This is a genomic window from Xanthomonas sp. WHRI 10207 (assembly GCF_040202975.1).
Classification (GTDB): Bacteria; Pseudomonadota; Gammaproteobacteria; order Xanthomonadales; family Xanthomonadaceae; genus Xanthomonas.
Genome location: NZ_JBEGDX010000001.1, coordinates 1070716 through 1094068 on the forward strand (window position 1 = coordinate 1070716; position 23353 = coordinate 1094068).

The 23353-nt window shown below is 60.1% G+C and carries 16 protein-coding genes; 8 read left to right on the plus strand and 8 right to left on the minus strand.

Features of this window, described 5'->3' with window-relative positions:
• Positions 1 to 250 precede the first annotated feature (250 nt).
• The 4 genes from ABQU90_RS04775 to ABQU90_RS04790 form a co-directional block, all read right to left on the minus strand.
• On the minus strand, positions 251 to 1468 hold the full coding sequence (locus tag ABQU90_RS04775; RefSeq protein WP_323522126.1) for a phophatidylserine decarboxylase associated domain-containing protein: 1218 nt from the start codon (positions 1466 to 1468) through the stop codon (positions 251 to 253).
• Positions 1469 to 1581: 113 nt separating this feature from the next.
• A complete protein-coding gene (locus ABQU90_RS04780; RefSeq protein ID WP_323522127.1) occupies positions 1582 to 2451 on the minus strand; it encodes an HvfC/BufC family peptide modification chaperone in 870 nt (289 codons plus the stop codon).
• Positions 2444 to 3412, minus strand: coding sequence for an MNIO family bufferin maturase (bufB, locus tag ABQU90_RS04785; RefSeq protein ID WP_323522128.1), 969 nt, complete (start codon positions 3410 to 3412; stop codon positions 2444 to 2446). Before bufB ends, ABQU90_RS04780 begins: the two co-directional genes overlap by 8 nt.
• 15 nt (positions 3413 to 3427) lie before the next feature.
• Positions 3428 to 5779: a ferritin-like domain-containing protein gene (locus ABQU90_RS04790; protein WP_323522129.1), complete on the minus strand. Its 2352-nt coding sequence runs from the start codon at positions 5777 to 5779 to the stop codon at positions 3428 to 3430.
• A 524-nt stretch (positions 5780 to 6303) separates the two neighbouring features.
• Between ABQU90_RS04790 and ABQU90_RS04795 the strand changes: the two genes are divergently transcribed.
• The 6 genes from ABQU90_RS04795 (at position 6304) to ABQU90_RS04820 (ending at position 14291) form a co-directional block, all read left to right on the plus strand.
• The gene (locus ABQU90_RS04795; protein ID WP_115512005.1) at positions 6304 to 6528 is read left to right on the plus strand and encodes a hypothetical protein; all 225 of its coding nucleotides are present in this window, start codon (positions 6304 to 6306) and stop codon (positions 6526 to 6528) included.
• 409 nt (positions 6529 to 6937) lie between these two features.
• Positions 6938 to 8641 carry a type IV secretory system conjugative DNA transfer family protein gene (locus ABQU90_RS04800; protein ID WP_323522130.1) on the plus strand — a complete coding sequence of 568 codons (1704 nt, stop codon included), beginning with the start codon at positions 6938 to 6940 and terminating at the stop codon, positions 8639 to 8641.
• A 45-nt stretch (positions 8642 to 8686) separates the two neighbouring features.
• Positions 8687 to 9148: a hypothetical protein gene (locus ABQU90_RS04805; protein ID WP_407078741.1), complete on the plus strand. Its 462-nt coding sequence runs from the start codon at positions 8687 to 8689 to the stop codon at positions 9146 to 9148.
• A gap of 25 nt (positions 9149 to 9173) precedes the next feature.
• A complete protein-coding gene (locus ABQU90_RS04810; protein ID WP_323522131.1) occupies positions 9174 to 9632 on the plus strand; it encodes a hypothetical protein in 459 nt (152 codons plus the stop codon).
• 511 nt (positions 9633 to 10143) lie between these two features.
• A complete protein-coding gene (locus tag ABQU90_RS04815) occupies positions 10144 to 10497 on the plus strand; it encodes a hypothetical protein (RefSeq protein ID WP_153066758.1) in 354 nt (117 codons plus the stop codon).
• Positions 10494 to 14291: a zeta toxin family protein gene (locus ABQU90_RS04820; protein ID WP_323522132.1), complete on the plus strand. Its 3798-nt coding sequence runs from the start codon at positions 10494 to 10496 to the stop codon at positions 14289 to 14291. The genes ABQU90_RS04815 and ABQU90_RS04820 overlap by 4 nt, the downstream gene beginning before the upstream one ends.
• 192 nt (positions 14292 to 14483) lie before the next feature.
• Here the strand turns inward: ABQU90_RS04820 and ABQU90_RS04825 are convergent, their stop codons facing one another.
• From ABQU90_RS04825 to gcvA, 3 genes are all read right to left on the minus strand, one after another.
• Positions 14484 to 14624: a hypothetical protein gene (locus ABQU90_RS04825; RefSeq protein WP_323522133.1), complete on the minus strand. Its 141-nt coding sequence runs from the start codon at positions 14622 to 14624 to the stop codon at positions 14484 to 14486.
• 17 nt (positions 14625 to 14641) lie between these two features.
• Positions 14642 to 16753, minus strand: a complete 2112-nt coding sequence (locus ABQU90_RS04830) for a methyl-accepting chemotaxis protein (RefSeq protein WP_323522134.1) — start codon at positions 16751 to 16753, stop codon at positions 14642 to 14644.
• Between the two features lie 429 nt (positions 16754 to 17182).
• Positions 17183 to 18112: a transcriptional regulator GcvA gene (gcvA, locus tag ABQU90_RS04835; RefSeq protein ID WP_323522135.1), complete on the minus strand. Its 930-nt coding sequence runs from the start codon at positions 18110 to 18112 to the stop codon at positions 17183 to 17185.
• A 199-nt stretch (positions 18113 to 18311) separates the two neighbouring features.
• Here gcvA and ABQU90_RS04840 point away from each other — a divergent pair, with 199 nt between their 5' ends.
• Positions 18312 to 19085 carry an SDR family NAD(P)-dependent oxidoreductase gene (locus tag ABQU90_RS04840; protein ID WP_323522136.1) on the plus strand — a complete coding sequence of 258 codons (774 nt, stop codon included), beginning with the start codon at positions 18312 to 18314 and terminating at the stop codon, positions 19083 to 19085.
• A gap of 885 nt (positions 19086 to 19970) precedes the next feature.
• Positions 19971 to 22826 carry a hybrid sensor histidine kinase/response regulator gene (locus ABQU90_RS04845; RefSeq protein ID WP_323522137.1) on the plus strand — a complete coding sequence of 952 codons (2856 nt, stop codon included), beginning with the start codon at positions 19971 to 19973 and terminating at the stop codon, positions 22824 to 22826.
• A 174-nt stretch (positions 22827 to 23000) separates the two neighbouring features.
• On the opposite strand, the gene ABQU90_RS04850 is transcribed toward ABQU90_RS04845, so the two are convergent.
• Complete coding sequence (locus ABQU90_RS04850) at positions 23001 to 23345, minus strand: response regulator (RefSeq protein WP_055846156.1); 345 nt, start codon at positions 23343 to 23345, stop codon at positions 23001 to 23003.
• Between the last annotated feature and the right edge of the window lie 8 nt (positions 23346 to 23353).

The following is a 23353-nucleotide window of genomic DNA, read 5'->3' on the forward strand; positions in this document are numbered from 1 at the left end:
AGGGGAACCTTCCGCAAGGTCTGCGGGGCGTGATTAAGCCGCAACTGGAACGCGTTGGGGCGGTATAGACCCATGATGCCCGTGAAAGCGACGGAAGGGCGCGGCGTGCGACTGTCGGAAGCAGTGAGACGTTGCCCGTGCGGCCAATTGAATGAGAATAATGTGCCTAATCGAGCGCGGTTTTACGACCGCGACGGAAAACGGAATACGGTTGCCTGAAGGGGTGTCGGCATGCACTTGGCTCTTAAACTCACCGTCCGCCAGGCGTGTTCAATTTGGCAAGCTGCGCGTTGACCTCAATGGTTTGACCGCTTTGCAGGGTGCCGAAATCCAGCTGCACATTTTTCTCGAACACTAAGCACAGCGTTGAGCCGCCGTAGTTGAAATAGCCAAGCTCATCGCCTTTGCTGACGTGCTGGCCATTAGCCGCGGTCTGCGTCAGCGAAGAAATTTCCGTGATGCCGATCGGCATCACGAATACGGTGCCAAGGCGCGCATCGTCGGCAGCAATGGAGACGATGCCGCGGTTGTTGACCGCCGCTCCATAGACCTGCGATGTCACACCTGCGTCAGGATCGAAGCTGTTGTCTTCGTTCTCGCTGAAAAGCAGTCCGTCGACATCCTCATAGGTGACCACGCCGTCCACGGGCGCGTGCCAGCGGTGATAGTCCGCGCCGCTCAGGAAGATTTGCACCACCGTGCCTCCCACAAAACGCTGCAATACGTCTTGGCCTGGATTGGCGAGCATGTCTTGCAGCGAGTAGTTCTGCTCCTTGATCCAGAACACCGCGCTTTGCTGCACATTGGTGGCGATGCGATAGACCGTGCCATCGTTGGGTGAAGTGATGATGTTGGCATCGCCTTCTCCTGCAAGTGGGCGGCAGCTGGCCTGAATTTCGCGATGAAAGAAGGCGTTGTAGGACTGGAAGCCACCGTGTTCGGCGTCCCAGTCGATAACAAAGTCGGCGAGTTTGAATTCGTGGATGGCGGCGGTGCCTAGCCAGCCTTTGTCGGCGTCCCGGTTCAGCACCCAGCAGCTGGCCGGGCGGTCGAGATAGTTGGACCATGTTTTCAAAATGGCCCTGAGCGCCTCATTGAACGCGTCGAGGCGGAAGAGGGCCTTGCCCGCCGGCGTTGCCATCATGTCGACAAACAGCGCAGACATCGGGAACAGCACCCGAGCGTTCTTGTCGACGTTGTATTCGGGCGCCGTGGTGCAGATGACATCGAGCTGGGCCAGCATGTCCTGGATGGAGGCAATGTTTTTTGTAAAAGCGCTGGTTTGGTCGATGGCCTCGGTAACATACATGCGCACGATGCCGTTGGTGTCGATCAGGTTGGCCAGATCCTGCACCGCCTGGTTGGCGTAGCCAGGCTCCTGCGCGTTGCTCAACGTTGCAGCTTTCTCCCGAATGGCGGCATGCCATGTGGCCAGCCCACTGCGATCCTGCGGAAGATATCCGGCCATCGCGCCAAAGCGCGTCGGTAGTGCGCGTCCAACACTGGTGTGGTGATGTCAGTCACGGTGGTGATCCTGGTCGGTTGGTGGGCGTGCGTGCGTTTCTGTGGAGGTGCGGGTGGCTATGGAGACGCCAGCAAGGCCATGCTTGATGCCTGGGCGGTGGGTAGCCACAAGGTGAGGAGCGCCTGCACCTCGCCTGCTGCTCGTCCGGTGCGACGTGCCGCCGCCTGCGCGCATGAGAGAAGCGTGCGTGGTCGACGCGCGGCATGGCGCAAGGCGAAGAATTGCCAGTCGGCTAACGGCTCAATCCCCACCCGGTAGCGGTGTCGCCGAACTACCAGGAACGTCCGGCCAGCAGTCGGGGGCTCACTCGGGCTTGCGCCCGACAGCCAGTCGCGAAAACTCTCCGAGGTGTGCGACCCAATGGACAACCTGGTGGTTGCGGGAAGTTGCACGATGCAGGGCCACCCAAGCGCCAGCGCGGCTGCATCCATTCGTGGATCGATGACTGCCTCTTCCAGGCCCTTTGCGCGACTGGCCTCGGACAGTGCGCGCTCGACCCACGCCAGCTCGAGAGGGAAGCGCTGGCGGTGTTGTCCAAGGCGAGCCCGTTGCGAGATGCGGAGAAAGCGGGGGAAGCATGCGCCCAGCGCATGCAAGGTGGGCGACCTTGACGGGTGCTCACTCAGATACGCACGGGCAAAGAATGCAAACAGGTCCGGGCCGAGCAGACGTGACAGTGCTGGATACTCGGCCTGCAGGCATTCGATCAGCCTGAGCCAATACCCGTTGGCATAAATCGCCAGGCGCGCGTGTGGGTCGACACCAGCGGGCGAGGCAACGAGTGTGTGGATATCCAGGCCCTGACCGGCATGCGCAGCCCTGAGGCCTTCTCTTAGCCCCGCTGGATGCGTGGTTGCCGTCAGCATCCAGCGCTGCACGTCGCCAAGCGGCGTCTCGACGGGAGCGCCTGTTGAGGAGCTAAACATCCAGAGGTTCCGCCTGCGGATGGTGGAGGGGCGTGGAAAGCGCATGCTCGGCCACGGCGAGAGGCAACGTGGCAGGCATGTTGCCCGCCATCACTTGGCGCGCCTTGTTCAATTCGTCCAGGAGGTCGGCGTAATCGGGGAGGTTGGCATCCCATTCCAGCAACGTCGACACGCCACCGGTCAATTGTTGCGCCAGTGCATACAACTCCCAGACGCGGCCAGGCACGGGTTGGTCATGCGTGTCGACCAAGCAATCGCCATATTGGGTCGGCCCTGCCAGATGGAGCTGCACCACTTGCCGATGCGGCAAGGCACGCAAATACACTTCGGGGTCAAAACGGTGGTTGTGGGCACTCACATAGACGTTGTTGACGTCCAGCAAGATGCCGCAGCCGGTGCTTTCGGCCAGCCGCGCCAGGAATTCCCACTCCGGCATGGTCGATGTCTGAAACTGCAGGTAGCTCGACGGGTTTTCCAGCACCAGCGCTCTGCCCAGCACGTCCTGCACGCGCAGGACGCGATCGCGTACGTGAGCGAGCGACTCTGCATTGAAGGGCAGGGGGAGGAGGTCGTGCGAGTTGTGCGAACCGAGTCCGGTCCAGCACAGATGATCTGACACCCAGACGGCATTGATGTCTTCCGCCAACCGTTTGAGCTTGTGCAGGTAAGCGGTGTCGAGCGGTGTGTCCGAGCCGATCGACAAGCTGACGCCATGCATGACGATGGGGATCTCGGCCGCCAGCTTGCTCAACATGGCGCGCTGGTAGCCGGCGTCATCGAGATAGTTCTCGGAAATGATTTCGAACCAATCCACCCGCGCTCCCCCGGCCAGGATGGCCGGGAGATGCTGGGGACGGAGTCCGACACCGAATCCAAGATTGGGCAGCCCCAGGCGTGGCAGCGGAGCACCTTCTTCCGCTGCCTCGTGGGGAGGTCGTGCTTGGGTAAGGCCTGAGTGCATCACCTTGGCAGCCCGTCAGGTGGACGGAGGCAGGGCGCTACGCAGATCGGTTGGACTGGGTTTGGTGCCAGGCGGCAATTTGCGGTTCGCCATCACCTGTTCGAAAGCTTGCCATGCGATGTCATAGACAGAGTCGCCCACAGCGAAGGGCAGTTTCGCTATCGGCGTGGGCGTGTTGTCCGAACCGGTGAAATCGAACAGCTCCATCGTGCCGGCGGTGGGATACAACTGCGAGGCGGAGATGGGCACGGCGCATCCACCCAATCCTCCGCATTTGTTGTCTGCTGGCGCGCTGAAGAAGTCCGGCAGGCCGCAAGTGCCACCTACCGCCGAAGCACGCGGCGCAGATTGGCCACACCCGCCGCGTCCTCCGAGCGACTGCGAACAATTGCCACCTCCACTCACCCCATGAGCAAAGCCGCAGCCTCCTTGGGTGGCGCAGGTGTTGGAGCCCTTGCAGCTGTGATAGATGGCGGGTGCCGCACAGTTGCCGCCGGATGCATCCAGTGCCAGGCCCTGGCAGGCGTGTTGCAAAGCGCTCGTGGGTTCTGGCGCAACTCCTTGCCGCAAGGTTGGCGCGCTGCCGTAGACGGCCCAATACAACCCCATGCGATCACCCGAGCCAACCATGGAGGGGAACGGGAACTGCACGGATAGATCGCCCCAGGATTTGGTCAGCACGGTGGTGATGCCGGCTAGTGAGCCTTGTGCGACGTTGTCCAATCCGACCGGATCGACCAGCTTCAAGTTGTTGAGCGCAGTCGCTACTTCGGACGGCTTGGGAATGCTGGTCGGTGCCGTGGCAGGGTCGAAATCGGCACTGGTGAGCAACGCCTCTGTCCAGACGTTGCCGGAGACTGCGTGCCACTCACTCCACGTCTCCACCTGATCGACCAGACCAAGCAGCTCCTCGAAGCGCTCGTAATGATCCTGTCCGCCATTGCTCGATCGCGCGGCTGCATCTGCCGAGGGCGCGGGGTCGCCCGCGTCGGTGTAGGACGGATAGTTGTTGGCCAACGCCGCCTCGTCGGGCTGGAACTGCACGATCACGCTGTTGAGGGTCACAAGCGTGGCTCCCGTTTCCAGTGCGCGCTCGTGGATCATGCCCAGGAACGCGCTGGTGGTCTGCCAGTCGATCCCGCCTTCGCCTTGATCGCAGATGGCATACATCATGTAGATGGCCTGCGCTGCCGCAGCCAGGGGATGGGTTTCGGTGATCTGGGTGTTGAGCTGCGGGTATTCTTTTTGGATCTTGTCGGTGACGCCATTGAACAAATCGCGTTGACCTGTTGGGCCGGCAAACACCTTTTCCCACAAGGTCTGGTTGTCTTCGTATTTGAGCGTGATGTATTGGAAGATGCAAAAATACATCCAGCCAATGGTGCCGAATTTCGGCAGATCCACTTCCGTATCTGTCGCAGTCCAGCCGTTGAACGGCACGGTCGGGAAGTAGGCTGTTTCCAGCACCGATGGCTTGATCTTGGCACGTGCGGTGTCGTGGTTTTCCTCGATCACCGTGAACAGCGCCACTTGTGCGTCTGTCAGTCCTGCAAGGTCGACCGTCAACCCGCTGCCCACCGTGCCTTCTTCCAGGTCTTGCAGATCGATGATGTGCGGAATGACGGTTTGCGTGGGGCCGTAGCAGATCCAGTTGTAGTTGGCGTCCTGCAGCAGCGGGCTGTTGAAGCTCGGGGTGACACCGACCGCGCCACACAGGTTGGCAGCCATCTGAAGATGCAGCATCTCGTCGATGAAGACCGAGAACAGCAGATTGTAGGCGCGCTGCGGTGCGGTCTTTTCGGGTGGGGCGCCCAATGGCAGCGTCCCGGTGGCCATGCCCGGCCAGCGGCGGCCCTTGTAGTAGGAAATGCCATTGGCATTGATCGCATGCGTGCCTTGTATCGACTTCATCGTGCACATGTAGAGCGGGATGGTGAACAGCTCTACATTGACGGCCGCTTGGACTAACGCCTGCAACGCGGCCTTATCGGCAGCGAGATTGGCGATCGGCTGATTGACGATCTGACGAGGTGCTCTGGGGATGCTGCCTAAGACGGCGTGCGTTTCGGTCGCGCTCATACAAACCTTCTCCATGGATGTCCTAGCATTCGGCTGGGTGGCGAGATTGCATGCGTGTGAAGCGCATCCATCCGTCCCAGTGGCGACGAGAACCGCAGCTGTTCGCGCAGTCCTTGCGTCTAGGCACACCTGGAGATCAAGGGCGCTCTTTTGGTTTCCTGAGACCCTTTGAAGATTTAGGCGATAGCATCGACGTATATGCCTGGCCCTGAGGCGAGTCAATTGCTCAGTGCGCCCGGGAATGGCAATGCGTGACCAAGCCGACTGGGATTCCGTGACCCAGCGCATCAGTGGCACCATTGGACTTCGTTGAGCATGCCGAGTGCGGCACTAAGCCTGCGGCCGTTTTTTTGCACGATGGGTCGCGCCGACTTAGGCCTAAGCGCTCATGAAGGTCTGGCTCAACACAGGGAAATCAGGTTCCATGTGCTTGTCGAGCAAGGGTGCAGGAGAGTTTCCCTCGGCTCGGATAACGGCTGTTTCATCACCTCCGGACAGCACGGGAGATGTGATGCTTACCGCGTTTGAGTCTGCTGAGGCCTAATCCGACTCTGCTGGACGCAAGACCGAAGGTTGCTCACTCTGCGGGAGGCGTGAGCAGCGTCTTACCGGCACACACCTTGGATACGACAGGTGCCTGCGTCTCGGCGGCTGGCGGTCGCTGTGCCGAATGTTGCAGGTGAGTCCAGCCGCAGCCGCGACTCGACAGGCATCTAGCTCCTTGCGTTATTGGCCAGCCAACATGGAGCTTCTTCACCCGTCCGGTGAGGGACGTCTCATGCGATGCGACGGTGCTGTCGATACTCAATGCAATGGACAGAGCCGAGTTGCGCATCCACCTCAATCATCTGGACGATGCAGTGCCAGCACTGCGGGCTTCGAGTCCTGATCGGAGCCATTTCTTGCGCGCGTTCGCGGGCATGGCGCAGCTCATTGAAGCGAGAGCAATCACATCAAAGGACGCTGAGTTCGTTGCACGGCGCATCGACGAGATTTTGGCTTGGCACGGATTGAAAGAAGCCGAAGGCCAGACCTGAGTCGAGCAATGTGTTGTCACAGCTCAGCCATCCCGATGGCTGTGTGCTTTCCACGCGCAGCGACGCGAGCGTTAGGCAAGCACTTGTCCGAAAACGCCGCATTACGGGTCACAGAGCCCAGCAATCGCTGCGGACATACCTCTGTCCCGTCCACCCGAACGCTGTTTAGTCCGCAAGCTTTGTGGGGGTGGGTCAGCAATCCCGGTTGATTGGCGAGCGGAACCATGTTGCTGATAAAGTAACAGGCAAGGAGAGTCGGAGATCTCATTCTTAGCGTGACTGCAGATCAGACAATTCCTACACAGATGCCAATGCCCATCCGATCTGAGCAGTTGGCCTGATCCTGTAATCTTGCGAGCGGACGGTCGTCTCAAACAAGCCAGGGATCACAGATGGAAGGCAGCGCGTCATGACCGGCAAGATCAAGCTTAGCGTCGCCATCGCGCTCTTGCTCCTTGCCCTTATCGCAGGGGTCTACCTTTCCGGTCAGTTGATTTTGATGCTGTTGAAGGTGGCTGGGCCGCTTAACGTCGGCACCTACTGGTCATATTTCAAAGCGCTCGACCTCCCGCAGTTCGCGCCCTATGCCAGCAAGATCAAGCTGGCTGGCTTCCTCGGCTTCGGGGTGCCGCTCCTGGCCTGGATCGCACTGCTGATCCCGCTATTCAAACCGAAAACCGCTGCCTTGCATGGCGACGCACGCTTTGCTTCCGGCAGTGATCTGGCCAAGAAGGACATGCTCACACCGTCGCCAACCGGCATTGTGGTTGGCAAGCACGGTGGCAAGTTGGTGCGTCTGCCTGGTCAGCAGTTTGTGATCCTGGCCGCGCCGACGCGCTCGGGCAAGGGGGTGGGTATCGTCATTCCCAATTTGCTCGACTACCAAGGCTCCGTAGTGGTCCTGGATATCAAGCAGGAGAATTTCGACCTTACGTCCGGCTGGCGCAAGAGTCAGGGCCAAGAGGTTTTCTTGTTCAATCCCTTTGCCGAAGACGGGCGGACCCACCGCTGGAACCCGCTCAGCTACATTTCACCGGATCCCGCGTTTCGCGTCTCTGACCTGATGAGCGTGGCGGCGATGCTCTACCCGGATGGCTCCGACGCGCAGAAGTTCTGGGTGAGCCAGGCGCGCAACGCCTTCATGGCAGTTACGCTCTATCTGTTCGATAGCCTGGACGATCAGATCAAGCGCAAGCATCCGAAAGAGACCTGGATGTTCCCAACCCTTGGGATGCTCTATCGCGTGTCATCGGGCGATGGAAGCGACTTAAAGGGCTACCTCAAGAAGCTTTCGCAGCGCGACTTCCTGGGCCGCGACGCCAAGACGGCGTTCGATAATTTGCTCTCGCAAGCCGAAGAAACCTTCGCCTCGATCATGGGCACGTTCAAAGAGCCGCTCAACCAGTTCATCAACCCGATCCTGGATGCATCAACCAGTGACAACGATTTTTTGCTAACCGATGTGCGCAAGAAGAAGATGAGCATCTACATCGGCATCCAGCCGAACAAGCTGGCCGAAAGCCGCTTGTTGATCAACCTGCTGTTTAGTCAGCTCATCAACCTCAACACCAAAGAGTTGCCGCAGAACAACCCGGCGCTCAAACACCAGTGCTTGCTATTGATGGACGAGTTCACGTCCATCGGCCGGGTCGACATCATTGCAAGTGCAGTGAGCTACATGGCCGGCTACAACATCCGCCTGCTACCGATCATCCAGAGCATGGCGCAGCTCGACGCGACTTACGGCAAGGATGTCTCGCGCACCATCATCACCAACCATGCCTTGCAAATCGTCTACGCCCCACGGGAGCAGCAAGACGCCAACGACTACTCGGACATGCTCGGCTACACCACGGTGCGCAAGAAGAACAAATCGCACACCAGCGGTAAGCAAAGCAGTGTGTCCTACTCTGAGGCCGAGCAACGCCGCGCATTGATGCTGCCGCAAGAGTTGAAGGCGATGGGCTTTGACAAGGAAGTCTTCCTCTATGAAGGCATCCCAAGCCCGGTGCTCTGCGAGAAGATCAAGTATTACGAAGATGCGTATTTCACCAAACGACTACTACCCAAAGCCGAAGTGAAGAAGCTGTCTGCCGCTTTCTCGATCTCATGAAATTAGCAGCTGAAAAAAATTTCAAAATATTGCCGGGAAATCTATATGCCATTTGTAAATGAATTTATTCCTGAGTCGGATGTTGTGAAATACCACTTGGAAGCGATCGACAGAGACTTCGTGGTCGGTGGCGCCAATGCAAGAGACTGGACAATTGATCGTGATCGCGACCTGTATCTGCGCAATGTCGCAAACGGTGGCGGCACCGAAATTGAAGTCAGAAATCAGACGAAGTTTTCATTTTATTGGCATGGCGAACTCCTGACGCTGAGGCTGGATTTGATCGGCGGTGGAGGTGCGCGAGGTCAGCCCGGTTGGTCTCATTGGAGACTGATGTGGATCAATGGTGGGGATGGACTGCCTGAGCATCTCAAGGCTGACAAAGACCAATTCATAGCTGGCCTCAAAGAGGCCTTGCTCACATACAAGGATTTTGGCGTCCATTCCAGGAACACGGACTATCACATCGTTCTTGAAGTCAATGATAATTTATTTTCCAAGATATAATTCTGTCATAAAGTATGGTGTCACCATGGCATTCGTAAGCGATTTTATTTCCCCAGATGATGTCGCTAGATACGATATTTTATCGATTGATCGTAAATTTCTGATTGGAGGAACCAACTCCAGGGATTGGGTCATTGATCGTGAGCGTGAAATATACTTGCGAAACGTGGCGCATGGCGGGGGTAGTGAGCCCGAAATTCGTAATCAAGCGCACTGGACATTTTATTGGCGTGGCGAATTACTGACGCTGCGACTTGATATGCTTGAAAGTGGAGGAGAAAGAAAAGGGGCTGGCTGGTCTCGTTGGATGCTAGTTTTGATCAATGGCGGGAAAGGCCTCCCGGCTCATCTCAAGTCAGATGCACCACAAATCATTGAAGACTTAGGCGTGGCGCTGACGGCACATAAAGGATTTGGAGGGGTTCACTCAAATTATATCGATTACAACGCCAAGATCGAGATATCGGAAGGCTGTGTGATATGAAAAATGCATTGAGTGCGGAAGAAGCCATTACTTTACTGAGGGAGCGACCGGATGCGTATCGTTCAGGCGAGGATCTGCGCACACTTGCAGCACAGGTAGATGCAGATGCACGAGGCCGTGTGACGGTTCTTTATAGCGGTCCGGCGGCGAAGGGGGGCTGGTCAACGGATGTCATCGCCGCGATGGTTGAGATGTGCGAAGACGTTAGAATCATCAACTGCTGCCTTAAGCTTGGCATCACTCACCAGGCGCAGCGAAGATGGAACAATGCGTGTCGCTATATTCAATCACTATCATTCTCATGGATGGTGGGACGATCCGTAGATGAGCGATGCTCCCGAATCCCGTCAGGCAATGGGCTTCCCGGCAGGTCACGCATAAGCCTAGGCGTACGCCGTGGGAGCAACCTGTGCAGGATGCGCTTACGCTGGATACTGATGTGCCTATTGCGTCTCAGTAATCCGCTTCTAATAGGGAAACCGCTGACATGGTAAAAATCAAAAATCCATCCATGAAAATTTCGCTGCCTCCTCCTCCGGTGCCGCAGAGGATGCGCGAAATACTAAAGGACTATCCGGATCTAATTGAGCGCGTTCAGGAAGTATTGGATGCTTATGTCGAGAAGCCATATAATTTAATGCCGTTTGAGGGCGCTATTTGGGCTCTTGAGGGTAGGTTGGAATCTTTTATATCCGAGACTCGCGAGGAGCTCGAGAAAGCACAAGCTAGTGGTGATCCTGACGCGATAAGATACGCGGAAGAAAAAGAGCGCGCTACGCGTCATGCGAGTTCAAAAAATCGCGGCATGTCAGACTTAAATGAGATCTGGGACTACATGGAAGCCCATAAGGAGTCTCTGATATGAATGAAGAGGAATCTCGCCTCAGTGACGCCGAGCATCGTAAAGTATTTGAGCAGAAAATTCTCGATGATGCGGCGCTGGAGACAAAGTCATCTTTTGAAAAACCAAAGGCAATCATCCTCGCGGGTCAGCCTGGCTCTGGGAAGGGAGGCCTTGCAAGAATCGCAGATAATGAGCTGGGCAGGGATGCCGTTTCGATTGATGCCGATGAATTGCGTAAATCACATCCCCAGGTAGAAATCCTTCGCAACGCCCACCCTTATACCTGGTCCGACTATACCCACCCCGATGCCAGTCGCTGGGCCAAGGAACTGCTGCAGACCACTATCGAAGGCAAGAAGAACCTGATCTTCGACACCACGCTCAGCAAGGGCGACTCAAGCGCGAGTCTGATCAAAGATTTGCAATCCAGAGGCTACGACGTCGAGGTGCGCGTCATGGCCGCGCACAAGCTGGAAAGCGAGCATGGTGTTGACGCCAGATTTTCTCGGCAACTGGATCAAGAAGGTTACGGCCGCTATGTGCCTGAAGGTACGCGTGAGGACATTTACACCAAGCTACCGGTCAGTCTGGACACCGTGCACGCGCAGACCAGCGCGCCAATCCGCATCTTCAACCGCCAGGGTGCAGAACTCTACGACAGCCGCACCGATGCACGACCACCAGGACAGGTCCTGGAGCAGGCACGTAATGCGTGGTTCAAGGATCCTGCTTTTACACAGCAGCTACGCGAGCGCTGGCAGCAACAAGCTAATTGGCACCGTGATTTGCCGGAGCATGCGCGAGAAATCCCGAATTCCAACGCTGCGATTCAGGAGCAATTGCTCGCAGAGCACGCCGAGCTCAAGGTAAGCGATGGAGTCGCTAGTCGTCTGGAAGGCATCGCCACCATCGACGAGCTGGTGCGTCCAGGTGCTCCGCCTGCGCGCGCACCCGTGCCGGAGCCGGAGATTCCGGGGCTGCGTCGTGCCGGCATGACGGCCGGCCTGGCGGGTGTGGGAGTTGCGGCAGGTGCCTTCGATGCGGTGCAGACCGGCGAGCGCGTGAGTACGCTGTTGGCACAAGACAACCTCACCGCTGCGCGCTCAGAAGCGTTGCATTTTGCTGCCCGAGGCGCTGGCGGCTGGGCCGGAGGTGCTGCTGCCGCTGCCGTTGTTGGCACAACCGGCGCCGGTCCGGTCGCGCTGGTGGTGGCCGATGGTTATCTGTTCAGTGCCGCTGCTGACAAGGCCGCTACCCTGTGGGACAACCGTCAGATCTATGCACAGACCGACAAGCAGGGTGTGAGCTGGGAGTTCAACGGCAACCAGTGGCTTCGCCAAGAAAAAGCCGATCTGCCCAACGATGGCGTCGGTGCGCTGCAGAAGGAGGCCATGTTCGCACTGCCTGAAAAGGCGCGCGAGCTGAACTATCACGCTAGTGGCGAAGCGACCGAGCAGGCGCTGGGCAAGGTGCAACCCAGTAATCCCTATGAGCAGCCATCCAGTGACGCAGATGCTGCGCATCTTTACGCACGGGATTGGCGGCACGATCCGTCAAGTGGCCAGTGGTCACGGATGATCGCCGACGACATGGATCGGAACGATCGGCCCATCTGGACAGTGGATCCAGCAAGTCCTGAGCGCAATGCTGCGTTGGATCAGCAGGCAGCTCAGGTGGTAGACGCCAACATCGCCCGTGGCCCAGCTGCAATTGCGGCAACCTATCAAGCTGCCCACCAGCGCAATGGCTGGGACGACTTCGGTCCCGTGCCAGCTGCGGTGCAAGCAGCCTTGAACCCAGAATCGCTGCAAGCATCGGACGGCAAGCAGTACCAGCGCGATACGCAGGGCCAGTGGCGGCATGACGGCGTTGCTGCCGAAGGCAATGTGTCGTTGGAACTCAACGCGACGCGCGAACGCTTGCAGCCGGCATTGGAGCAGCACGCGCAGGCAATGGCACAGATGCCCGCGCGGCAAGCACCAACGCTGCAGCAGCAGGATCAGGCCAATACCGAGGCGACTTATGCTGCCTATGGCGTTGCGCCGAATGCCCAGACCGCAGGGGCGATCCAGCTTGCGGTGCAGAAGACGCGCGAGGCAAACGGGATTGATGCAGCGACCAGTTCTCTGGCACTGGAGCATGATGCGACCGGGCAATACTCGGTGGACAGCCCCATCCAGCATCTGAGCCGTGGCGCTGACGGTGTGGTGCGCGTTGCAGCAACCACCAGCGCCGCCGATATCCATCAGGCGCTTGGCCAGGTGCAGTCGCTTCGGCAGGAACAACCGCCTTCGGCCAGTGCACCAGAGCTGCGCATTGATGCGCAATCGCCCCAAGAACGCGATGCCTACGAGCAAGCGTTGCGCGAGGCCAATCGGCAAGGTGTGTCCACGCAAGAAGCGCAACAGGTCGCAAGCTTTGCGGCTACGACCGTTACCGCTCCCCGTGTGGATGAAACCCAAGCGCCTCAGGCAGCCATTGATGCGCAGCGGGATCGAGACGTTGCACGCGCTGCTGAGCAGCCTGCTGTTGCGGAGACGGCAACGCCGGCCCCGGCCGTGATTCCTGCACCCGTCAATGCGCAAGCGCAGGAAGAGCCGCGCCCGGTCGCCAAGCCTGCTGAGCCGAAGCCCGAACCTGTCCCACAACGCGAACCCCAAGAGACCCACACACCTGTTGTTGCTGCACCCTCTACGCCATTCCCGGCCCAGTCTAAGGCGGAGGCATTGGTTCCAACGATGGCGAGCGCGTCTGCGCCGAGCGTGGGATCAGCATCATTCGCTTCGACCTCTCCCGTTCAAGCGTCTACTCAGGCCAATGCACCGACGCAGCCGGCATCAAGTGACGTGGAAGGGCTTCGCCTCGGCGATCGGGGGCAAGAGGTCGAGTTCTTGCAGTATCGATTGCAGCAAGTTGATGCGCGCGGTCCCAATGGTCAGGCCGCGCCGCAAGACGGGCACTACGGTCCGGAGACCGAACACGCGGTAAGGCAGTTCCAGCAAGACCAAGGTTTGCCGGCAACGGGCATTGCCGGCCAAGACATGGATGCAGCGTTGTCCCAGGCACAACACACGCGCCGAGAAGCTTTGAAGCCCACAGAGCCAACATCGGTGAATGCGGCGGTGGAGCAGGGCGGTGAGCAGCAAGCCCGAGTAGCTACGACACAGAACGATGCGCCATCGGCTGTTCCATTGCAGGCGGATCAGCAAGAGGCCATGCGAACCTCGTCGCCGGCAATCCCAACCCAGAGCGAAGTGCCGGCACAGACCGTCTTGCCTGAGCGCACGTCCTCCTCCTATGCGTCATCGCCTGGCTTTGGTGGGACAACCGCGCGTTCAAGCGCAGGTGAACAAGAAGAGGGTCGCGTCGAGCAAGCGAGGCCCTCGCAAGATGTCGCTCAACAGGCGGTTCCTTTTAATAATCGGGATTACGCGCTGTTCTCTGCCATCCAGGCGCAGCTCCCAAAGGGCACGTCTGATGAGAAAACGGTCGAAGTGCTGCATGCCGTCAAAGAGTCAGGGATTGAGCGCGCGGATGAACTGCGGAAAGTGACCATCCACCAGGATGTTGCTTTTGTCTTTGGCAAAACGCCGGGGTTCCATTCGGAAGTCGCACTCAACACGCCATCGCCTGGCATCAATGAGACTTTGCAGAAAACAGAGACATTGGATCAACAGCGGGTGCAGGAAATGGTGCAATTCCAGCGCGAGCGCGAAGAGATCGACAAGAACCCAACGGGCCCAGTGATGACGCTTGCTGCGCGCTCTCAGCAGCACGTGATGTCGGACGCGTCCGGTGGCGACGGAGGCGGTTGAAGTTCAAGGTTTAAAACGCTTTTTTCGCTAAGGGTGCAGTAGGTAGTTTGTTACTGCTTGCAGAAAAGTTACGCCCCGCAAACCCAGCCTCATACAAAGAAGATCGCGAAGCCAGCCATTGCTCATTGCGGTCTGCCACCGCCTCGCAGTCGCCGGTTGCCGCATTCTTGGCAGTGCATCGGCAAAATTACCTCAGACGCCGTTGTAAGCGTCTGCGATGGGCGCGGCCTGATCTACCTGCCGAAACAACGCTGGCGTTTTTGTTGTCGAGTAGGTCAGGGCAGCAAGCAGTCTTTCTGCGAGCGATAGCGCCGCCAACAAATAGTTGACCATCAGAGCACATCAAAGGCTCAGATCACCGCAGCCTTGACCTTAAACACTTCCACAGCACGGATCAGCTGCACGGAATGGTCCTCCAGCGCACGTGCGGCGGTGCTGGCGGCTTCGACCAGGCGGACGTTCTGCTGGGTGGTTTCGTCCATCTGGGCGATGGTGTGATTGACCTGTTCGATGCCGCCGGCCTGTTCCTGCGAGGCGGCGGAGATGTGGCCCATGATGTCGGTGACGTGCTGCACGCTGGTAACGACTTCGCCCATGGTGGTACCGGCTTTTTGCACCAAGGCCGAGCCATCGGCCACGCGCTGTACCGAGTCGTCGATCAGGCGTTTGATTTCCTTGGCGGCATCGGATGAGCGGTGCGAGAGGGTACGTACCTCCAAGGCGACGACGGCAAAGCCGCGGCCTTGTTCGCCTGCGCGTGCGGCTTCGACGGCGGCATTCAACGCCAGGATATTGGTCTGGAAGGCGATGCCGTCGATGACCGAGATGATGTCGGCGATGCGCCTTGATGACGCTTCGATGCCAGACATGGTGTCGATCACCTGGCCGACCACATCGCGTCCTTCCGAGGCGATAGTGGCGGCACCGCGTGCGAGCTGGTTGGCGCGACCGGCGTGCTCGGCGTTCTGCTTGACGGTGGAGGTCAGCTCTTCCATCGAGGCTGCGGTTTCTTCGAGATTGGCAGCCTGTTGTTCGCTGCGGCGTGCCAGTTCCTGATTGCCGCTGGCGATGTCTTCGGCGGCAAAACCAATACTGTTGGAGGTTGTTTGTATCTGGCTGACGATGTCGGTGAGGCGATGCACGGTACTGTTGGCATCGTCGCGCATGGCAGCGAATACGCCGTGGAAGTTGCCCGACATGCGCACGGTCAGGTCGCCGTCGGCGATGGCGCGTAGCAGCTGCGAGAACTTGGCCAGGTTGCTGTCTGCCGTGGCCATCATGGTGTTGAGGTTCTCCACCATCAGGCGGAAGTCGTGCTCGAACTTTTCCGGTTGGCCGCGCAGCGCGAAGTCGCCCGCGCAGGCGGCTTGGGTCAGTGTGTGGATCTGTGCGTTGATGGCGCGCAGGTTTTGTTTGACCTGCTGCATGGTGGTGGTGATGGCGGCTTTTTCGCCGGGGTAGTGCTCGATTTCCGGGGTCAGGTCGCCAACTGCATAGCGTCCCATGACCTCGGTCATGCGCAACTGGGTCTGCACATGCGCGTGCACCAGCGCGTTGGTGTCCTGCACCATGTGTGCGTACTCGCCAGGAAATTGCTGCGCGTCGGTGCGATAGCTGATCTGGCCGGCGTCGTGACGCGCTGCCATGGTGCGCTGCGCCGAGATGACATCGCGCAAGCGGCGTTGCATCTGCTGCATGGCTCGCAGGAGCTGGCCGGATTCGTCCTTGCTTGCCGCGGTATCAGGAGTGCCGAGGTCGCCTGCGCTGATGCGCTCGGCCAGTTGCAGCGACAGGCGCAGGGGCAGCACCACGCTGCGAGTGAGCAGCAAGGCAATCGTTGCGCCCAGCAGTAGCGCGATCACGGTGGAGATCACCATCAGCATGGCAAAGCCACGTGCGGTGGCGACGGCCTGCTGGGCGGCTTGGCGGTTCTTCTGCTCTTGCAGATCGATGAAGGCATTGATGCTGGCTAGCCAATCGATGAAGGCCGGACGTGCTTCCTGTAGCAGGCGTTGCTCGGCATGCGACCGGTCCGATGCGTCGCGGAACGCGCGCACCTGTGCGATCAATGGCAGGGTGCGCTGCTCGATGGATTTGATTTGCTGCAGAATCGTTTTTTCCCGCGCGTCGGTCGAGGCGGCGATCATGGTGTCGAGCGGCTGCGCGGAGCGCGCATAGTCGGCGGTGAGTTTGTCGATCAATTGCTCCGCAGCGTGGCGGTCGGCCGGCGCGTCCATCAGCACGACATCGCGCAAGGCGATTGCGCGGTCATGCACACTGCCGCGGAAGTTGATCGCATACCTTTGTTTGACGCTGTTGACTTCATTGATCGCGGTCAATTGCCGATCGATGCTGCGTACGCGCTGGATGCCCACCACGGTGAGGATCACCATCAGGACGATGATCGCGAGAAAGCCGAGGGACAGGCGTTGACCAATGCGGAGATCGGAGAGGGTGTGCATAGGGGGAGATCGGTGATCCGGAGAAACGGAGCGCTGGGGAATCCCGGCATGGGCAGGGATGCGGGGGCAGGAGCAGATCGTCGAGAGGGCGGCGTTGCTACCCCGATCGTGTCTCGCCTCGTTCGTTAGCGACCTCAACTATTGGAACTGTACGCATCGGGCATCCGATATTCAGGCGCGGTTGGATCGCGCTGCATCGGCAATGCGGACGATCGAACCGGCGATGTTGGATTCTGCGCAGCCGCGAGATGGCGATGGGCTTGCGGCAGAGTGCCGATGCGGTGTGGTCAGCGACGCAGGCATTGCTTGCGCGAGTGGCTGCTGCATGCAGTGCGCGCATATTTGATATGCGTACTTTGATTTTCCGATGCAGCGACGTGGTGTGCGTTGGTCGGCACGCACCGATACGGTGGTGCGATCGTCGCGGGTCTAGCGCGTAGCCGCGAGTGCGCTGTTTGCGCTGGCTTCTTCGCAGATCCACTGCCGGAAAGCGGCAATCCGCGGCAGGTGAGAGCTCTCTTGGCGGTTGACGAGGTAATAGGCCAGGGGCGAGAGGAACTGCAGCTCCGGGAACAAACGGATCAGCCGGCCTGTGGCGATGTCGTCATGCGCCATCACGCTGCGCGCCAGCGCGATGCCGTGTCCCTCGATGGCGGCCTGCAGTACGGCGGCTGCATTGTTGATCTTCAGGCCCCGGATCGCATCCATGCCGACGATACCTGCCTTATCGAGCCACGCGGTCCATGAAGGGAAGTTGGGATGCGTCTCCATCGAGAGGTCGTGGATCAGCGTCTCGCCTGTCAGCTGCGCCGGTGCGCGTAGCCGGTCGATCAGCGCTGGCGAGCAGACCGGATAGACCTCCTCGTCCATCAGCTTGAGGGCCACCAGGCCCGGCCACTGGCCAGCGCCATAGCGCACGCCGATGTCTATCCGTTGCGTTAGGAAATCCACAGGTTTGAGGCTGGTCTCAAGCCGGATGTCGATATCGGGATGCGCTGTCTGGAAGCGATCGATGCGCGGGAGCAGCCACTTGGCTGCAAAGGCCGGGCTGACGGTCATGGTCAGCATGGTGCCGCCGGACTGTTCCTTCAGCCGTTCCAGCCCAAGGGTCAGGCGGTCCAGCCCAGCACGTACATCGGGCAACGCCTGCTCGGCGGCGGGCGTGGGCAGCAAACGGGCGCGGCCAGCCTGGCTGCGATGAAACAAGGGGGTGCCTACCCAGTCTTCCAGTGTTCGTACCAGCTGGCCGACCGCCGCCGGTGTGACATGCAGCTCGGCCGCAGCCGCCGAAAAACTCTGATGGCGAGCGCTGGCTTCGAAGGCACGCAGTGCATTGAGATGGACGGGCGACTTTTTCACGATAAAGATTTTCTTTCAGGTCGGGACACATTAACTGGTTTGTGGCCATGCCGCCCCAGCCGAACAATGTCCGCCACTCCACGGCCTGCCCGCCGCGCCTTCGTTGGCGATGCAGGTGAGTGGTGTTGGCTCATCCCGGCGACCAGTTCGCTGGCTGTCTTTCTGACCTGCCTGACGGTAGACACTTCGAGGTTTTATCATGGACACGCAATTCAACGGTAAGAAGCTATTGGTCGTCGGTGGCACCAGCGGCATGGGGTATGCAGTGGCCCGACACATCCTGCTTGGTGGTGGGCATGCGGTGATCGTCGGCCAGCGCGCCGAGAAGACCGAAGCAGCCCGCCAGGCGCTTGCCGCACTCGGATCGGTGGAGGCATTGAATGCCGATCTGACCAGCCAGCAAGGCATTGCCGAGTTGCTGGCGGCGATCGATCAGTCGCATCAGCAGATCGATCTGCTGGTCAATGCAGCGGGCGTGTTTTTCCCCAAGCCGTTTCTGGAGCACCAGCAGGACGACTACGACCGCTACATGGCGCTCAACAAGGCGTTTTTCTTCATCACGCAGAAGGTCGCCGCCAATCTGGTCGCGCACGGCCGCAGCGGTGCGATCGTCAATATCGGCTCGATGTGGGGCAAGCAGGCGATTGCGGCCACGCCGTCATCGGCCTATTCGATGGCCAAGGCCGGTCTGCATGCGTTGACCCAGCATCTGGCGATGGAACTGGCGCCGAAGGGCATTCGCGTCAATGCCGTCTCCCCGGCGGTGGTGGACACGCCGATCTACGAGGGGTTCATCCCGAAAGCGGACGTGCATGCAGCACTGCAAGGCTTCAATGGGTTCCACCCCATCGGCCGTGTCGGCACTGCGCAGGACGTGGCCGAGGTGATCGCATTCCTGCTGTCAGACAAGGCCGCTTGGGTCACCGGTGCCGTGTGGGACGTCGATGGCGGTGTGATGGCTGGCCGCAACTGACATCGACAACGCGTTGCATCGGCGTCGCCCGCACGCTGCTGCATCGCGGCCTTGCGTGGCGTCAGCTGTCTGCCAATCTTGGCGCCATGGATTGGCTGCCTTGTTCGATGGCGCCAACCGCGTGACAGCGGTGTTCCTTGTGCACGCTGAGCTGGGAACATCGGTATGCCGCGCGGTGAGCGGAGGTCGCGCTACAGAGTTTGTAAGCAGCTTTATTGAAAACCGCGCCTACCGACCATCACGACTGGTCCTTACCCGCCTGCCGCCGCGCAGATCAGCAGCTCTCCACCAGCAAATGCAAAGCAGCCAAGCACACCGAAAGCAACCGAATTAGAGCCTGCATGGACGGATTCACGCCGTGTCCCGCGGCGGCAGGCGGGCAAGGGCGATGCAGCCGGCGCGCAGATCAGCGGCTCCCCACTAACGCATGCAGAGCAGCCAGTCACGCCCAAGGCAACCGTGAGCTTCTGTTCTTGAAGACGCCGAAAAAAGTCGCGAGCCATGGGCCGATAAAGATGAACTGAGAACGCGAGAGCGCATGTACGCGATCTACACCGCGAACACGCCCATCGCACGGCCCAACCGGCAGTGACGCGCCATATCGCTGTTGGTTAGCACATGTCCTCACACGCGGCGCAGTACCGTGGCGCAGCGGCAGCACCGACGGCTGGATATACATCTCCTGCCGCAGGTTGGGTGATGACGGTGGTGTGAGCGGTCGATCGTGCCTGTTGGCGATGCGTCGCGCGGTCTTGGGCTCTCTTCTAATGGTTTGGCACAGATGCACGGATGGGTGAACAGTCATAAGGGCGCAGGCGGTGAAGCGATGCGGTGGTGTCGTGCAGGCGATCTGCGGCATGGCGTGATCGTGCGGATGCGCGCGGCATGACCACTGCATTTCCGCATGGCGACAGCGCCATGGCGCAGGCGGTGCGTGCATACGACTGGGCTGCTACGCCATTGGGGCCGAGCGCGCAGTGGCCGTCGCCACTGCGCAATGCGGTCAGCTTGATGCTCACCTCGCCGGAGAGCATGTATGTGGTGTGGGGCGAGGCGCTGACGTTTTTCTATAACGATGCGTACGCGCCGATTCTGGGGCCGCGTCGGCCGCAGGCACTGGGTGCGCCGCTGCGCGAGCTGTGGGCCGATGCGTGGGAGGCGGTACGTGCGCCGATCGAGGCAGCATTTGCCGGGAGCGCCTCGCGCTTTGAAGAAGTGCCGATTGGTATGAACCGCTACGGCACGCCGGAAGAGACTTGGTGGACGTTTTCGTTTTCGCCCATCTATCTGGACGATGGCAGCATCGGTGGCGCGTTCTGCGTGACCAATGAGGTTACCGCGCGCAAGCTGGCGCAGGCGCGGTTAGCGGACGAGCACGAGCGCTTGATCCGCCTGTTCGAGCAGGCGCCGATGTTTATGGCGTTTTTGAGCGGGCCGCAGCACCGTGTCGAGTTCGCCAACCCGTGCTACTCGCGCTTGGTCGGCCACCGCGACGTGATTGGGCGGCCGCTCGCCGAAGCGCTGCCGGACGCGCTTGAGCAAGGGCATCTGCGCCATCTGGATGAGGTGTATCGCTCCGGGCGCGCCTATACGGCCAATGCGCTGGTGTACGACGTCCAGGCAGTGCCGGGCGGGCCGACCGAGCGGCATATGCTGGACCTGGTGTATCAGCCGATTGCCGGTGCCGATGGCACGGTCTCCGGCATCTTCGTGCAAGGGTTGGATATCACCGATCGCATCAGCCTGGAACGCGCGGTGCGCGAGGCAGAAGTGCGCAACCGGCAGATCCTCGATAGCGTCATGGACTACGCGATCATCGCGACCGACATGCGCGGCCAGGTGACCTCATGGAACGAAGGCGCGCGCCGCATTCTGGGCTGGAGCGAGGCCGAGATGCTCGGGCAATCGCTGGAGCGCATGTTTACCCCGGAAGATGTGGCGCATCGACAGCTTCTGATTGAAGCCGCCGCAGCGTTGGAAAGCGGTAGCGGCATGGATGAGCGCTGGCATATGCGTAAATCCGGCGAGCGGTTCTGGGCCAATGGATCGTTGATGGTGCTGCGCGAAGAAACTGGCGTAGCGATTGGCTTTGTCAAAGTCTTGCGCGATCGCACCGCCGAGCGCTTGGCCGGCCAAGCGTTGATCAAAAGCGAGCGCCGGCTGGACGCCTTGGTGCGCGCGTCGTCGCAAGCGATCTTTTCTGCCACTGCGAACTGGAGTGCGTTGCGCCTGCATGCCGGCGATGGCTTGTTGGACGATGGTCGTGCGGCCAATGCGCGCTGGCAGCAGGAATGGATTTATCCGGATGATCGTGCGCCGTTGCTAGCGGCCATCCATGCTGCGATCGACGAGAAGGCTGCGCTGGAGCTTGAGCTTCGCGTGCTGGACAGACAGCAGGTGCGCTGGACGCTGCTGCGCGCAGTGCCCTTGCTCGATGCAGAGGGCCAGATCGAGGAGTGGTTCGGTACGGCCTCGGACGTCAGCGACAGACGCGAGGCCGAAGAGCAATTGCGCGTGCTGACCGAAACCCTGGAACAACGCGTCCGAGAACGGAGCGCGGCGTTGCTACTGGCCGAAGAAAAACTGCGCCAGAGTCAAAAGATGGAGGCGGTCGGGCAGCTCACCGGCGGCCTGGCGCACGACTTCAACAATCTGCTGACCTCCATCACGGTGGGCCTGGAGCTGCTGCAGGCGCGAGTCGAGCAAGGCAAGTACGACCGCTTGGAACGCTATGTGGAAATGGCGCAGACCAGCGCCGCGCGTGCCGCTGCGTTGACGCAACGCCTGCTGGCATTCTCGCGCCGGCAGACGCTGGCCCCCAGCGCGTTGGAAGTGGACGCGCTAGTGCACGGCATGCGCGAAATCATCTCGCGGACCTTGGGGCCATCGATCACGTTGCAGGTGACGCCGGCGCCGCAGCCGTGGAAGGTGCTGGTAGACGCGCCGCAGTTGGAAAACGCGCTGCTCAATTTGTGCCTCAATGCGCGCGATGCCATGCCCGATGGCGGCGTACTCACCATCCGGCTGCACAACCGCTCGCTGGATCCGGTGGCGGCCCAGCAGTTGGATCTGCCGCCTGGCGATTATGTGTGCCTGAGCGTGCAGGACACCGGTACCGGCATGACGGACGAGGTCATGTCCAAGGTGTTCGAGCCGTTTTTCACCACCAAGCCGATCGGGCAGGGCACCGGTCTGGGCCTATCGATGATCTACGGGTTTACCCGGCAGTCCGGCGGGCACGTGCGCATCGATTCGGAAGTGGGTCTGGGCACCACCATGGCACTGTATCTGCCACGTTTCAGCGGGACAGATGCGCAGGACGAGGCAGTCGCCACACCGCAACAGCCGCAGCGCGCAGCAGCGCAGAGCTGCACCATCTTGCTGGTAGAGGATGAAACCGCAATCCGCATCTTGATCTCGGAAGTGCTCACCGAGGCCGGTTACCGCGTCATCGAAGCGGCCGAAGGCAGCGCTGCGGTGGAGCGCTTGCGCTCGTTAGAGCCAATCGATGTGTTGGTGACCGATGTCGGCCTGACCGGTGGCTTGAACGGGCGCCAGGTGGCCGATGCGGGCCGGCAATACCGACCCACGCTACCGGTGCTGTTCGTGACCGGCTACGCGGCAACCGCGGCCGTCGGCGCCGGACAGCTGGACGATGGCATGGAAGTGTTGACCAAGCCGTTTCTGGCGGCCGACCTGAAGCTGCGCGTGATGCAGTTGCTGGAGCGGCGTTTGCAATGACCGTGGCTGTTGTGCGGGTAGCGGAGCCATCGTCGCGCTCGAGTCGTCGGCGTTGGGCGCGTTCACGCTGCAGCTTGAGGACGCAACACGGCGGCTGCAGTCACCTGTGCAAAACGCTGCGTACGCCTGGCCTGCGAGGCGTGAGATGCGTGAGAGTGCCTTGGTTGCGCTCGGTTACAGCGTTGTCTGCACGATACCCAGCAAGTCACGTAACGAGAATGGCTTGGTGAGCAAACGCATGCCGGTGTCCAGGAAGTCTGCCCGTTGGGCGCTGGCGCCTGCGTAGCCGGTCATGAAGATGATCGGGAGTGCGGGGTACAACCGCCGCGCATTGTCGGCCAGGTCGCGTCCGTTCATGCCCGGCAGGCAGATATCCGACAGCAGCAGGTCGAACGGACAGGCCGTGACGAGCTGCTCCAGTGCCTGTTCTGCATCTGCAGACACGACGACCTGATAGCCCTCTTCGCACAGAATATCCGCGGTCATTGCGCGAATGGCGTCGTCGTCTTCCACCAACAGAATGCGTG